This is a genomic window from Profundicola chukchiensis (genome assembly GCF_029664245.1).
In the GTDB taxonomy this organism is placed as follows: domain Bacteria; phylum Bacteroidota; class Bacteroidia; order Flavobacteriales; family Weeksellaceae; genus Profundicola; species Profundicola chukchiensis.
Map to the genome: position 1 here is coordinate 425,396 of NZ_JANAIE010000003.1, position 14,941 is coordinate 440,336.

Sequence of the window (14,941 nt, forward strand, 5' to 3'; positions counted from 1 at the left end):
GAAGGATTGATACAGCGTGTATTTCATAAAAAAAGCGCATCAAATGGGTGATTTGATGCGCTTATAAGCTTTTAAAAAATTATTAGAATTTCTTATTCTATCGTCTTCGCATTTCGTGCATTTGCGACTTTAATCGTTATAAATCCTAAAACACTAGCAATCAATGTGGCCATTAAAACACCAATTTTAGCTTGCATATCCGAAATTGGGTCGTTAAATGCTAATCCTGCAATAAATAGCGACATCGTAAAACCAATCGCTGCTAATAATCCAGCTCCTAGTAAATGCAATTTGTTCATGCCTTCAGGTAATTTGGCGATTTTAAGCTTGATAATAATAAAGCTAACAAGGTAAACACCAACTACTTTACCAATTAATAAACCTAAAATTACACCTAAAGTAATAGGAGCAAATAATAGCTCGAAGAATTCACCTTCAATGGTGATACCTGCATTGGCAAAAGCGAATATCGGCATGACAATAAACGCTACCAATGGATGCATACCATGTTCTAGTTTCTGTAGAGGTGGCATCGCATAGTCAGACATAGTCTTCATTTGGCTTAATACCACAACCTGATCTTCTGTAAGTGTTGCCGCTTTGGTTTTATCTAAGCTCTCAAAGGTTTTCAATAATCTTTGCATCTTACGAGCAAAAATAGTCTCTGGAACTTTGGCAGAGGCTGGAATAGTAAGTGCCGCCAATACAGCCGCAATCGTAGCGTGAATACCCGAAAGCAAGAAGGCAACCCATAAACCGACAATACCTAAGATGGCATAAACCAAGGAAGATCTAACACCAATTCGGTTGGCTATAATCATCATCACAAGGAAACCACCAGCAACTAACAAGCTAATTTCTTCAATATTAGAAGTATAGAAAAAGGCAATAATTAATACCGCTCCAATATCATCGGCAATAGCCAAGGCAGTTAAAAACACTTTTAATGAAATCGGAACTCGATCCCCGAGAATATACAATAGACCTAAAACAAAGGCGATATCTGTGGCCATAGGAACTCCCCAACCATTGCTCGCTTCTCCCGAAGGGTTGAAGAACAAATAGATAAGGGCAGGGAATATCATTCCTCCAATAGCGGCTCCAATAGGCAATATGGCGTTTTTGGGATTACTTAATTCCCCAGAAATAATTTCTCGCTTGAGCTCTAGACCTACCACAAAGAAGAAAACAGCCATCAAACCATCGTTGATCCAATGATGTAAATCTTTGTCGATCATGTATTCTCCGACCCCAATTTTGAAATGGATTTGCCATAACTCGTGATACCAGTGTTGTAGTGGAGAATTGGCAATCACCATCGCCAAGACAGCGGTGGTAAATAATAGAATACCACTGGTGGTACTTCTATTCATAAACTTTTGTAGTGGATCTATAAATACAACATCGACTATTTCTTTACTCATATATGAATCTATCTAGGTTATCAATCGTTAGCTAATATTATAGCTAGAAATTTTGGTGATTTAAAAAAGTACAGGACTTTTTTCTATCAGGGTTTTCCTAAAAATTAATTTTATACCAGGGCTTAGATTTCATCTAAGATTCGCCTCAATAAAGCCTTGAGTAGCTAGTATAATCAATCATTCAAAACTCATTGAGTTTCGCTTAGGAGGTGACAAATTTACAATATTTAGGTGAAAAATATGATGTATCCGACCATATATCAGTGTTAAGAGATAGTCAAATTATAGTTTTGTTAATTATTTTGCTTGATTAGCAATATGAGCTTAGGTCGAAATGCGCTCAAAATTTCTGTCTTTTTAGCCCTATTTTATCTAAGACTTAAATTAACATTCATGTGTTGTTAACTTATTTCATATCAGTTAGTTAAAAGCTTTATGCGCATCTTGTCATGAAAAGATATGGATTTTACTAAAAAAAGCTCAAAAGCTTTTTATAAAAACCTCAAGAGCTTTTTGGAAAAAGTACAAGAGCTTTTTTAGAAAACCTCAAGAGCTTTTTTTTACTTTATACGCATAAAGTTGACAAAAGATGCGGATGAATTCTGCAAAAGATCTAGATGAATTTAAAATAAGCTCTACATCTTTCTAAATCCTTAGCGTAAAAGGCTTCAATTTTTTAAGTCCAATGGCTTTAAACTTTTTATCAAAATAGCTTTAAAACTACTTAGGCCTGGTGGAATTAAGTTCCTAATCAAATTCTACGGCTTTTAACAATTACTTTTGTATTTTTGAACAAATTCGGAATATTATGTACAGCAAAAAATTTCAAGATCATTTACAGCAATCTTTAAATGAGATAGATAATGATGGTTTATATAAAAGAGAACGTATCATTACTTCTGCACAAGGAGCAGAGATAACTGCCAATGGCAAAGAGTTATTGAACTTTTGTGCCAACAATTATTTAGGTTTATCAAATCATCCAGAAGTGATCAAGGCTTCTCAGGAAATGATGAACTCTCATGGTTATGGTCTTTCTTCTGTTCGCTTTATCTGTGGTACCCAAGATATCCACAAAGAGTTGGAAGCTAAAATCGCTAAATACTTAGGCACAGAGGATACGATTTTATATGCTGCATGTTTTGATGCGAATGGTGGAGTTTTCGAACCATTATTCACCGCTGAGGACGCTATTATTTCTGATGAATTAAACCATGCTTCTATTATTGACGGAGTAAGATTGTGTAAAGCAGCTCGCTACCGCTACAAGAACAACGATATGGAGGATTTGGAAGCTCAATTAATTGAAGCCAACAAACAAAACCACAGATTCAAAATTATTGTAACTGATGGTGTATTCTCTATGGATGGTATTGTTGCCAACCTAAAAGGTGTATGTGATTTAGCTGATAAATACGATGCTTTGGTGATGGTAGATGATTCACACGCAACTGGATTTATTGGTAAAACAGGTCGTGGTACACACGAGGCGATGGAAGTAATGGATAGAGTAGATATCATTACCTCAACTTTAGGTAAAGCCTTAGGTGGAGCTTTAGGAGGGTTTACTTCTGGTAAGAAAGAAATCATTGATATGTTGAGACAAAGATCTCGTCCATATTTATTCTCTAACTCATTAGCGCCAGGAATTGTGGGGGCAGCGATCAAAGTATTAGATATGATTTCTGATGACACCAGTCTTCGTGATAAAGTAATGGAAAACTCAGAGTACTTTAGAAAAGAAATGAAAGCCAGAGGATTTGATATTCCAGATGGTGATGCAGCGATTGTACCGGTAATGCTTTATGATGCTAAACTTTCACAAGTGATGGCGGATAAATTACTAGAAGAAGGAATTTATGTAATTGGATTCTTCTATCCAGTAGTTCCTAAAGGAAAAGCAAGAATTAGAGTTCAATTATCTGCAGCTCACACCAAAGAGCAATTAGACAAAGCTATTGCAGCTTTCGAAAAGATTGGAAAAGAGTTAGATGTAATTTAATTTCATAGTTTTAATTTTAATAGAGGAGGCCCGGTTATTTTTAACCGGGCTTTTTTATGCGCTTTGATTGAGTTCAAAGAGCTTTGTTGGGTCTACTACTGAGATTTATTAGGTTGTTAAGAAAAGTATAAGGCATGTTTTTTGAATTTATGCTCGGGTTAGCATTCGTTAAAATTTATGACCAGAAAACAATTTATTATAAAAATGGGATTAGGAGCATTTGGATTAGTCATCGGAAGAACAATGATTGGAAAAATTCTATCAGAGCCCTTTTATAAGAATGGAGGTCATTATCCCATCATTATTGTTGGAACAGGATATGGTAGCGCCGTAGCTGCCGAAAGATTGGCTACCCAAGGTCACAAAGTCTTAATGCTAGAAGTTGGTTTAGATTGGGAAGGTTATAAACAACAGAACCCAGATTTTAAATTTCATAAGATGACTTTCCCCGGTAAGGAAAGCACTTGGATGAATAAAAAGCCACAAGCGCCGATAGAATTGGGAAATATGGCGAGGTTCGATGAGTTTACGGGCGTTCTACAACGAATAGATTACGAGCATGTAAAGGTATATTTAGGAAAAGGTGTTGGCGGAGGTTCCTTGGTCAATGGCGGCATGACGGTTGTTCCCGATAGAAATTATTTTCAAGAGATATATCATAAAGTTGGCGTTGAGTTGTCTGATGCAGAGTTAGATGAGTTTTATACGACTTACTTCCCGCGTGCTAATGAAGGCGTTGGAAAACAAGATGCGCCCGAAGATATTGTCAATTCTAAATGGTACAAATTTGCTAGAGTTGGAGTGCAAGAGGGAATTGATGCAGGATTTGAGCCGGTAGATGTTCCGAACTTGTATGATTTCGATTATATGCGCAAAGAAATTGCCGGAGAAGTTCCTGGTTCGGCTACGGATAAGGAAGTGATTTATGGAAACAATTACGGTAAACGAGATTTAACCAAAACTTACCTAAAAAGAGCCTTGGCAACGGGTAATGTTACCATTATGCCTCAACATAAAGTGGTTGAAATCAAAGAAAACTTCGATGGAACTTATCAGCTCGAGATTGAACAAATTGATACTTTAGATCGTGCGGTTGAAACTAAAACTTTCACTTGCGACAAGCTATTCATTGGTGCAGGAAGTCTGGGTACGACAGCTTTATTATTAAAGTCTAAACTCAAAGGTGGTTTATCTAAAATAGATGCCAATGTAGGTAAATACTGGGGAAATAATGGAAATACCATGGCCAGTCGCAATACCCTGAACTTTATTGGGCATACTTCTCGAGGGCTGAAACAATCTACCATGCCGATTCGTGGCTTGAGTAATTTTGATGATCCAGAGCATCCCTTCTTTGCTGAAATTGCACCAATGCCTGTGATGGGAGCTTATACAGGATTATACTTAATCGTGAATAAACTTAAGAAGTTTGGTGAGTTTAGTTATGATTTAACCAATGACGAATTAAAGCTAGATTGGAACGAAAGCCATACCGCACACATGAGAAAAAACGCTGAGTTTTTCCTGGACCGTATGAATGAACATGGATCTAAAGGTTGGTTTGGATCTAAGTTTAGTAACAACAAAATGCTGATGCCTAAAAACGGAGTCGATGAAAGTATTTGTTATCACCCGTTAGGTGGCGTAGTCTTAGGCAAAGCTACTGACTTATACGGAAGGCTCAAAGGCTATAAAAACCTATATATTATGGATGGTTCATTAATCCCCGGAAGCTTAGGTGTTAATCCATATGTTACCATTACCGCCATCGCCGAAAGAAATATCGATAAAATTATTGCTCAGGATTTTTAAGCTTGTCTTTGAATCATTGATGAGATGATTTCTATGTGGTTAGACTCTATCTAAATTGCTATGCATGAATGTTAATTAATCATTCAAATGATATCTTTGTAGCATAAATTTTTTGATTCTCTTATTATTCTTCAATATCTGAAATTGAATGATATAAACTAGTATTTAATACTTATAAAACTATTAAATAGCATGACAATGAGAGTTTAAACTTTATACAAATCAAACTAAACTAACTATTATGACACGGAAAGAATTCCTGAAAAAATTAGGCCTGGGAGCATTTGGTCTAGTGATTGGGAGGTCGATGATTGGTAAAGCTTTAGCTGCACCCATATATCAAAACGGTGGGAACTTCCCAATCATCATTATAGGAACAGGCTATGGTAGTGCTGTTTCTGCGGAAAGATTAGCCCAAGCAGGTCATCAGGTTTTGATGCTAGAGATGGGATTGGACTGGGATGGTTATAAACAACAGAATCCAGGCTTTAAATTCCCTAAAATGACTTCGCCAAGCAAGCAAAGCACTTGGATGAACACCAAACCACAAGCACCGATAGAGCTTGGGAACATGGCTAACTTTGATAAGTTCACTGGAATTTTAGAACGAGTGGATTACGATCATATCAAGATTTATCAAGGAAAAGGAGTTGGTGGAGGTTCTTTAGTAAATGGTGGAATGACGGTTACGCCAGATCGCAACTACTTTAAACAGGTTTTTGAGGACGTGGGGGTGAACTTTACAGAGCAGGAATTAGATGATTTCTTCAATGTTTATTTCCCAAGAGCAAATACCAATGTAGGAAGGCAAGTCGCTCCTCAAGATGTAGTAGATTCTGAGTGGTATAAATTTGCGCGAGTTGGGATTCAAGAAGGAGTTGCAGCTGGGTTTACACCCGTAGATGTGCCTAATCTGTATGATTTTGAACACATGCGCCAAGAAATTGCAGGAAATGCACCACGTTCTGCTACGAACATTGAGGTGTTATATGGGAATAACCATGGCAAACAAGATTTGACCAAAACCTACATCAAAAGGGCATTGAATACAGGAAATGTTACAATTCTACCTCAGCATAAAGTAGATCATATCATCGAAAACTATGATGGTACATTTACTTTGAAAGTTCAACAAATTGATACGCTAAATAGAGATGTTTGTATTAAAGAATTTACCTGTGAGAAATTGTTTGTTGGTGCGGGAAGCTTGGGAACTACAGAGTTATTGCAAAAATCTAAGTATTTAGGAAAGCTCAAAAAGCTTAATGATGAGGTAGGAAAGTATTGGGGGAACAATGGTAACGTAATGGCAAGCCGTCGCTCTAATGCTGATTTTTTTGGGCATACTTCTAGAGGAGCTAATCAATCTACCATGCCGATTAGAGGATTAGATAATTTTAATGATCCTGTGTATCCCTTTTTTGCGGAGATTGCACCTATGCCAACTTTAGGAAGTTTAACCTCCTTGTATTTAATAGTTAATAAACTGAAGCGCTTTGGTAAGCTATCTTATGATGGCTATAGGAGAAAACTACAATTAGAGTGGGATGCAAGACATACTGCACACATGAGAACTAATGCAGAGTATTTTTTAAACCAAATGAATGAGCATGGTTCTAAGTCTAATTTTGGAAGTAAATTTATAAACAATACCACTTTCTTCCCAAATAATGGAGTAGACGAAAGCATTTGTTATCATCCACTAGGTGGTGTGGTCTTAGGAAAAGCTACTGATATGTTTGGTAGACTTAAAGGCTATTCAAACTTATATGTAATGGATGGATCTTTGATTCCTGGAACTTTGGGAGTTAATCCTTACGTAAGTATTACGGCTATTGCAGAGAGAAATATAGAACACATTATCAACCATGATTTTTAAATTAAAATGAAAAAAATATATACAATTTTAGCAATTTTTTGCGCACTATCGAGTTCGTTGGCTCAAGTTGGAATTAATACAGAAACACCGGAGGCAACTTTAGATGTTAATGGAAATATGAGATTAAGACAAAGTCCTGAAACAGATAAGACCAACTTTGTTTTGTCTGCAGACGAAGAGGGTTTTGTTCAACAAATTCCTTTATCTAGCTTAAATCTAGAAGCTGTGAATCTAGAAAGTGCAACATTTGTAGCAGGAGTTAATTCTAATGTAAACGATAGCCCTGTAGTATTAGACCTATGGACCGAACAAGAAACAAACGGTCTAGAAGGTATTAAGCGTTATTATTTTTTAGGGCAAAATGTTTCTGTTACGCTGCCTAGAAATAAATCTGTTCTAGGTGACCATACGGCTAGGGTTATCACATTTGTAGTGGTTCGTAACAATGAGTTTGGAGGAAGTGCATTGAGTAGTTGGAATGTATTATTCCAAACGAAATTACACCAAGAGAAATCAAATTCTTTTCAAGGAGGAAATGGGGGTGTGTTTTTATATGATAGTTACTTTGGTGGGTCAAGCTTAGGCTCTAATTCCGATGTGTCAACTCCGGGTAACGCTGGTGGTTATAGAAGAAGCATCAACCTATCTAGTGAAAACTCCATACGAGATAAAGAAATTAATTTCTATGATTTTGGAGGTAAGTGGATCATGACGGTAAACGATTAAGCGATGAAAAAATTAATATATTTTTTAAGTTTAATCCCTAGCCTTGCCTTGGCTCAAGTAGGTGTAGGAACCGATCAGCCGACCCATGATTTAGATATAGATGGGAATTTACGTATTAGAGAAATCCTAACAGACTCTTCAGCTATAGGTCTTGTCTTAAGTGTAAATGAGGATGGAATTGTTAATTTAATAGACTCTGAAAAGCTAAGAAAACCTAACGAGTCAGGTGAGAATGCGCCAAAACCTGCCTATGATCAAATTATTGATCCTAAAAAAGACTATAGCCCTGACTTACCTAATGATGAGCGATATTTGCCTACCTTAGATTTGTGGTCAGACCAAGAACTCTATGGTCCAGAAGGTATTCAAAGAGTATATTTTTTAGGTCTAAGGCAAAGGGTAACCCTGCCTCAGAATATTACTACCGAAGGAGACGGTAAAATTAGGAAGATAAGCTTTGTAGTAATTCAGAATAATGCTCCAGAGGGCTTTGGTGATACGGAAATGTCACAACTTTTTGATCGTTGGCAGATAACCTTTCAAACTAAGAAATTTGAAATGGAGGCAAATGGTGGCGAAGGCTGTTTTGTGGACGATGCAACTTATTTATATAAACCTAATACAGCTTCTTCGGGCTTATTTGTTCCAAATCCATTATTGGCTTATGAGGCAGAGGGGGGTGATGCAACTAGAGCTCATGTAAAAATGCGTTATCAAAATCAAATTAGAGATCGAGCTATAGTATTCTATGATTTTGGAGGAAAATGGGTGATGTCGGTTAGGGATTAAGAATTTTATTTAGTTAAAATGAAAAAAAAAATCTCATTGAAGAAATTCAATGAGATTTTTTGTTTAATACTAAGTAATAAATTGAATTATCCATCAAAGTAATATAATTAAAATATTTAACAAATTACAAAAAATTGAGACTTTATAATTGCTTAAAATAGAGTTGTTTTGTTATTTACAACGCACGTATAAAACGGTGCATTTTTTGTTAGTCTTATGCCTTATTAAGTATAAAAGAAACAAACTATGATAGAATTAGGTGTTGGTATGTTTGGCGACGTGCAAGTCAATGATAAAACAGGTGAAATTCAATCTTCGGGTCAGCGTATGCAAGAGATCTTAGAAGAGATAAAATTAATGGATGAGGTAGGTTTAGACTTCTTTGGGATGGGAGAGCATCACCGAGAGGATTATGCGGTTTCTGCGCCAGAGATTTTGTTGGCGGCAGCTGCTCCTTTAACCAAGAATATTAAATTAGGAAGTGCGGTTTCTGTGATTAGTTCAGCCGATCCGGTAAAGCTTTACCAAGATTTCTCTATGGTAGACTTGTTATCCGACGGTCGTGCGGAAATCATGGCAGGACGTGGTTCTTTTATTGAATCTTTTCCTTTGTTCGGGAATGATTTAAAGAACTATGATGCCTTATTTGATGAGAAATTAAGACTCTTGTTAGAGCTGAACGAGAAAGAAGAAATCACTTGGACAGGGAAATTCAGACCATCTCTTAATCAGCAAAAAATATATCCACAGCCAAAGAATGGTAAAATGCCTATTTGGATTGCGGTAGGTGGAACGCCACAATCTGTGATTCGTGCAGGTAAATTAGGGCTACCGGTGATGTTTGCCATTATTGGAGGAACGCTAGATAGATTCCAGCCTCTTTTAGATTATTATCGTCAGGCATGGCAAGACAGCGGACATTCTATGGATGATTTTCAGGTGGGTGTGCATATGCATGCTTTGTTTGGGGAAGATTCAGATGAAATAGCAGATTGGTATTATCCGTATTATTCAGCACAAATGAATAGAATCGGAAAAACTAGAAATTGGCCGCCATATCAAAGAAATCAATATGATTTTGGTCGTGCTAAATTTGGGCATTTAATTGTGGGTGATCCTGAATATGCGATTGATAAAATCTTATATACGATTGAGTTATTTGGTTTAACAAGATTTTCTGCCCATATGGACGTAGGAGCGCCAGATCATAAACAAATGATGAAAGCGATTGAGATTTATGGAGATAAAATAGCTCCAAAAGTTAGAGAAGCTTTAAAGAAATAAATAGAATGAACTGAGTCTTAAATCAGTTTTTTGATAGCATAAAAAAAGCCCACTCCTAGGAGTGGGCTTTTAAATTAAATTTAAAATAAGATTATAGGGGTTTCACCTCTTGTAATAAAACCTCAACGGCTTTCTTTAACTGAAGGTCATCTCCACTTAACAAAGATTCTGGCGTGTTGTAAACCTCGATATCTGGCTCTAATTGGTTGTTTTCCATAGCCACACCTTGCATGTCAACTACAGTTACCTGCGGAATTCCGAATACAATGCTAGGATCGATTTGACGTTCCCACCATACTGCTGTCATAGTTCCTGGTACAGGCGCTCCAACAAGTTTTCCTAGGCCTAATTCTTTGTAAACCCAAGGGAAACCATGTGCATTAGAGTAGTTGCCTTCGCTCATTAAAACAATAGAAGGCTTCGTCCATTTGTTGAAAGGATCACTACCAATGTATTTGCCTCTTGGAGCAAATTGCTGATATTCTTTACCGCCTAATAGCGTTACCAAATCATCGTGTAACCATCCACCACCATTGAATCGGGTGTCTACTACAACAGCTTTTTTACCTCTGAATTTACCTAATAAATTCTTGTAAACTTCTCTAAAGCTAGAGCTGTCCATTCCTTTGATATGAACATAACCAATTTCTCCGTTTGAGTATTTTTCGGTTAAAGCTTCTCTTTGTTTCACCCATCTGTCATATAATAAGTCTCCTTCTTTGCCATAAGAAATAGGCTTTACATGCTCTTCAAACTCTTTTCTTCCTTTAGCATTGGTGAAAGTTAAGATAACAGACTTACCTGCTTTGTCCGCCAATAAATGCCAATAAGGCTCACCTTTTTTAATCGGTTGACCATTGATTTGAGTCAAGATCATACCAGGTTCAACTTTGGTTTTGGTATAGTTCAGTGGACTTCCTTCCATGATTTCAGCGATTTTTAAACCATCACCCTCATGAGATTCATCCCAGAATACACCTAATGTAGCTGTTTCTTGTGCATCTCCGTTAGCGTAGAAACGTGCACCTGTGTGCGAAGCGTTCAGCTCTCCTAAAAGCTCTGAAAGCATTTCGGCAAAGTCGTAGTTGTTGTTGATGTGTGGTAAGAATTTAGCATAATTCTCTTTGTACATTTCCCAATCTACACCGTGTAAATCTTGGTCATAGAATTTGTCTTTTACCTGTTTCCATGCGTGGTAGAAGATATATTCTCTTTCTTCTTTTGATTTTTTCTCAAAAGGAGCTTCATAATTCACAGCTTTAAGTTTGTCACCATCTAACTTTTGGATTTTTCCTCTGGTTAAAAGATAAACTGTGTCGTCTTCTTTGTTTAAGTGTAAATCACCACCACCAACGCCTTCCGCGATTTGCTTAGTTGATTTCTCTAAAACGTCATAAACATATAAATCCGACTGACTTTCGTAGCGTGCCAAATAGTATAATTTAGTTCCTTCTTTGTTCATAATAGCATCTGACAAACGAGCCGAGCTACGAGACAAACGAACCATTCTATAGTCTAAACCTTCAAAGTCTAATTCTAGAGGTTTAACTTTTTTCTTTTTCTTCTTTTTGTCGTCTTTCTTGTCTTTATCCTCATCTTCTTTTTTGTCTGCTTTAGCCAACTCTCTTTCTTCTTTGTTCATGTTGAACTTGTCATAAGCTTCAGCATTTAAGAAAACTAAATAAATGTCCATTTCTGCACCCCAGCTACCGTGGCTTCTATATCCAGCTCTGTCTGAAAAGAACATAATGGCATTTCCGTCTAGAACCCATCTACCACCTTTTTCGGTGTATCCACTTTGAGTTAAATTATGAACTTCACCAGAACCATCCGCTTTAACCACGGCAACGTCGGTATTGTTCCATCCGCCGATTCCAATGTAGTTAGTAACAATCCATTCGCTATCTGGTGACCATTCAAACCATTGATCGCCATCGCTATAAGAGTAATTGAATTTACCATCTAAAACTGTATGACTTGCTTTTTTCTTGATATCATAAACGCGAATCTCTGTCCTGTCTTCTAGATAAGCAATCTTGTTACCGTCAGGTGAGAAGAATGGTTGAAACGACGGAAGTTTGGTATCGGTAATTTGTTTCTCTTCGATTTCAGCCGCATAAACAAAAGTATCATTGTCTTTACGTTTAATTTCTGAAGTGAAAACATTCCAAACACCATCTCTTTCTGCTGCATAAACTAAAGTTCTACCATCAGGAGAGAAGTGAACCGATCTTTCTTGTGCAGCTGTGTTGGTAATTCTTTTGGTAGTAGAATAATCCACAGAGGTCACATAAACATCTCCACGAGCAATAAAAGCAATCTCTTTTCCATTAGGTGCAACCGAGATAGAAGTCGCATCATTCTTTAAAGTCTGATAATCAACTTTTGGCTCATAATTATCAGCAATGATTTGAATGTTTAATTTAGTTGGCTCAGCATTTACAGATTTATAATAAATTTCTCCATTATAAGTGAATGCTAAGTTGCCTTGATTATCGATAGATAAGAATCTAACCGGATGATCTTTGAAGTTGGTAATTTGCTTTGCATTTTTATTATTTAAACTTCTATGAAAGACATTAAAACTTCCATTTTGTTCGCTTAAGTAATAAAATGAATTAGCATCTGGAGCAAAAACAGCATTTCTGTTCTCACCTTTAAAATCGGTTAATTTCTCGTATTTGTTATTGCTTTTGTCAAACAACCAAATATCTCGAGTTACCGAAGATGTATGATGTTTTCTCCAAGGATCTTCATAACCTTTTTTATCGGTGTATAAGATTTTATCGCCTTTAATACTCATGTCTTCCATGGCAATTGCTGAAAACATTTCTGGTCTGTTGGCAGAAGTTTTTACGCTATACATCTGCTTGAATAAACCTGATGGAAAGGCCTGTGTATCTTTAGAAGGTTGGATATAAGATGAAAACAATATTGTGTTTTCGTCTAAATAAACCTCTGGTGCTTCTGGTTTAGAGTGGAAAGTAAGTTGTTTGGCAGTTCCACCCATTTTGTCTACTTCGTAAACATCAAAACCTCCGGCACGATCCGATGAAAAGGCAATTTTGTCACCATTTGGCGACCAAACCGGTTGGGTGTCGTAGGAGTGATAAGAAGTAATAGGGTTGGCTTTTCCACCTTTTGTGCTCACGGTGTAGATGTTTCCTTTGTAGGTGAAAGCGATTAAATCACCTTGAGGCGAAATCTTAGCATTCCTCAACCATAAAGGGTTTTCTTGTGCTATCCCGATACTTACTAGCCATAGTAATACGAGAGAATAGTATGTTTTAATCATGTAAAATAATTTGACTTAAAAAACGAAAGGCTAAAAATACAGAAATTAAGCTTGATTACTGAAGGCTTCCATCATTTCATCGGTGATTTCTAGGTTATGATACACCTCTTGAACATCATCTTCATCTTCAAATTTATCTAATAGTTTAAGCACTTGTACGCCATCTTCGGTAGATAAATCCAAAGTTGATAATGGAATATATTGAAGACCAGCGTTTTTAGGTTCAATGCCTAATTTCTCTAGCGTTTGTTGCATTAAGCCAAAATCTTCGTAAGCCGTATAGACCGTTAGGAACTCCTCGTCATCTTTATCAAAAGATTCAACGCCGCCTTCTATTAGTTCAAGTTCTAATTCCTCTTCGTCACCGGTTAGTTTTTCTCTTTCTAGTAAGAAAACACCTTTTCTTTCGAACAAGAATTCCACCGAACCGTTTACGCCAAGGCTTCCACCACCTTTTGTGAAAAGAGATCTTACATTGGCCACCGTACGATTGGTATTATCGGTTTGGCATTCCACGAAGAAGGCAATTCCATTAGGAGCATAACCTTCGAAGGTAACACGCTCATAATTCTCGCCGCCTGCACCGGTAGCCTTTTTGATAGCTCTTTCGATGTTTTCTTTAGGCATATTTACACCCTTGGCGTTGTTTAGTGCCGTACGCAATACAGGGTTGGTATCTGGATCAGCATTTAGATTATTTTCTTTAATAGCAATTGTGATCTCTTTAATTACCTTGGAGAATTCCTTAGAACGTTTCTTGTCCTGAGCACCTTTACGATGTTTAATATTCGACCATTTACTATGTCCAGCCATATCTTATTAATTTAAATGTTTCAATTTTAAGCTAACGACGTAATTTAATGAATTTTAATAAGTCTCATCGCTGATTTAAATCACTTAGGTTTTGTTTAACATATAAGAAAGATATAGTCGATATATTTATTTTTAAATTCAGTCAGCTGTTGAGGTTGAAAGATTATAATAGGAGAGGAGAGGAATAACACGAAGAAAACCATTGTCTTCAACTAGAAAATTAAGTTTTAAGGAGGACCAACAGCATAGGTATTTTTAATTAAAACAATGCTTTAGAAGTTAATTTTAATTTATTTCCTTTAAAAAAGGAATCAGTTTAGAGTGAAGAATTATATGCTAAGCATTGAGTTTATCTTATTCATTTATGGCGGAATACGCTATGTATAGATGAGTGGATTATAGGAAAGCAGTTGCGTGTTCTAATGAATACAAAGAAGAAATTATTTCAAAAGCTTTCAAATCATAGGCTATAAACTTGGAAAATAGTGTTGTAAACCTTTTTCCAAAAAGTTCAGTGAGTTTTTTTATTTCTTCAGTGAGTTTGAGTCAAAACTCACAGAGGAATATTTTTTTTGTCCTTAACTTTTTGGACAAACTCACGGAAGAAAAATTATTTTCTCCGTGAGTTTTTTGCCTTTTTTGATGATTATTTTTAACAAAAAAAGCCTGATAAATAAATATCAGGCTTCAAGTTCTTCACTTTTACGGTGCTTTAGCAGGCTAGCTCATTATACTAAAGTTGAGTGTTTTGAGCCATTTCTTAAAGACGCGGCTCGGGCGATAATTCAATCGCGTTTGTCGAATATTGGATAAGTTTACCTCTTCTGGAGTGAGGCTCCCATTGGAAGACACTGCCACACTAAAAGTTCCGATATCACCTAATTCGACGGCTCTACCTTGAGAAAGCTCATCCATCA

Annotated in this window: 10 protein-coding genes; 6 read left to right on the forward strand and 4 right to left on the reverse strand. The window is 36.6% G+C overall.

Features of this window, described 5'->3' with window-relative positions:
• Nucleotides 1–92: 92 nt before the first annotated feature.
• The gene (gene nhaA / locus NLM59_RS06380; RefSeq protein WP_304416920.1) at nt 93–1,424 is read right to left on the reverse strand and encodes a Na+/H+ antiporter NhaA; all 1,332 of its coding nucleotides are present in this window, start codon (nt 1,422–1,424) and stop codon (nt 93–95) included.
• Nucleotides 1,425–2,232: 808 nt separating this feature from the next.
• On the opposite strand from nhaA, the gene kbl reads away from it, so the two are divergent.
• The 6 genes from kbl to NLM59_RS06410 all read left to right on the forward strand — a co-directional run bounded on the left by kbl (nt 2,233) and on the right by NLM59_RS06410 (nt 9,916).
• A complete protein-coding gene (kbl, locus tag NLM59_RS06385) occupies nt 2,233–3,426 on the forward strand; it encodes a glycine C-acetyltransferase (RefSeq protein WP_304416921.1) in 1,194 nt (397 codons plus the stop codon).
• 177 nt (nt 3,427–3,603) lie between these two features.
• Nucleotides 3,604–5,238: a GMC oxidoreductase gene (locus NLM59_RS06390; protein WP_304416922.1), complete on the forward strand. Its 1,635-nt coding sequence runs from the start codon at nt 3,604–3,606 to the stop codon at nt 5,236–5,238.
• 241 nt (nt 5,239–5,479) lie between these two features.
• Nucleotides 5,480–7,117: a GMC family oxidoreductase N-terminal domain-containing protein gene (locus tag NLM59_RS06395; protein WP_304416923.1), complete on the forward strand. Its 1,638-nt coding sequence runs from the start codon at nt 5,480–5,482 to the stop codon at nt 7,115–7,117.
• 6 nt (nt 7,118–7,123) lie between these two features.
• A complete protein-coding gene (locus tag NLM59_RS06400; RefSeq protein ID WP_304416924.1) occupies nt 7,124–7,843 on the forward strand; it encodes a hypothetical protein in 720 nt (239 codons plus the stop codon).
• A gap of 3 nt (nt 7,844–7,846) precedes the next feature.
• Nucleotides 7,847–8,632, forward strand: coding sequence for a hypothetical protein (locus NLM59_RS06405; protein WP_304416925.1), 786 nt, complete (start codon nt 7,847–7,849; stop codon nt 8,630–8,632).
• A gap of 246 nt (nt 8,633–8,878) precedes the next feature.
• Nucleotides 8,879–9,916, forward strand: a complete 1,038-nt coding sequence (locus tag NLM59_RS06410; RefSeq protein ID WP_304416926.1) for an Atu2307/SP_0267 family LLM class monooxygenase — start codon at nt 8,879–8,881, stop codon at nt 9,914–9,916.
• A 91-nt stretch (nt 9,917–10,007) separates the two neighbouring features.
• Here the strand turns inward: NLM59_RS06410 and NLM59_RS06415 are convergent, their stop codons facing one another.
• The 3 genes from NLM59_RS06415 to NLM59_RS06425 form a co-directional block, all read right to left on the reverse strand.
• Nucleotides 10,008–13,211, reverse strand: a complete 3,204-nt coding sequence (locus NLM59_RS06415; RefSeq protein WP_304416927.1) for a S41 family peptidase — start codon at nt 13,209–13,211, stop codon at nt 10,008–10,010.
• Nucleotides 13,212–13,256: 45 nt separating this feature from the next.
• Nucleotides 13,257–14,024 (reverse strand): YebC/PmpR family DNA-binding transcriptional regulator, encoded by a 768-nt coding sequence (locus NLM59_RS06420; protein WP_304416928.1) that lies wholly within the window; start codon nt 14,022–14,024, stop codon nt 13,257–13,259.
• Between the two features lie 720 nt (nt 14,025–14,744).
• Nucleotides 14,745–14,941 (reverse strand): HU family DNA-binding protein (locus tag NLM59_RS06425; RefSeq protein WP_456238417.1); only part of this gene is annotated, 197 nt, incomplete at its 5' end.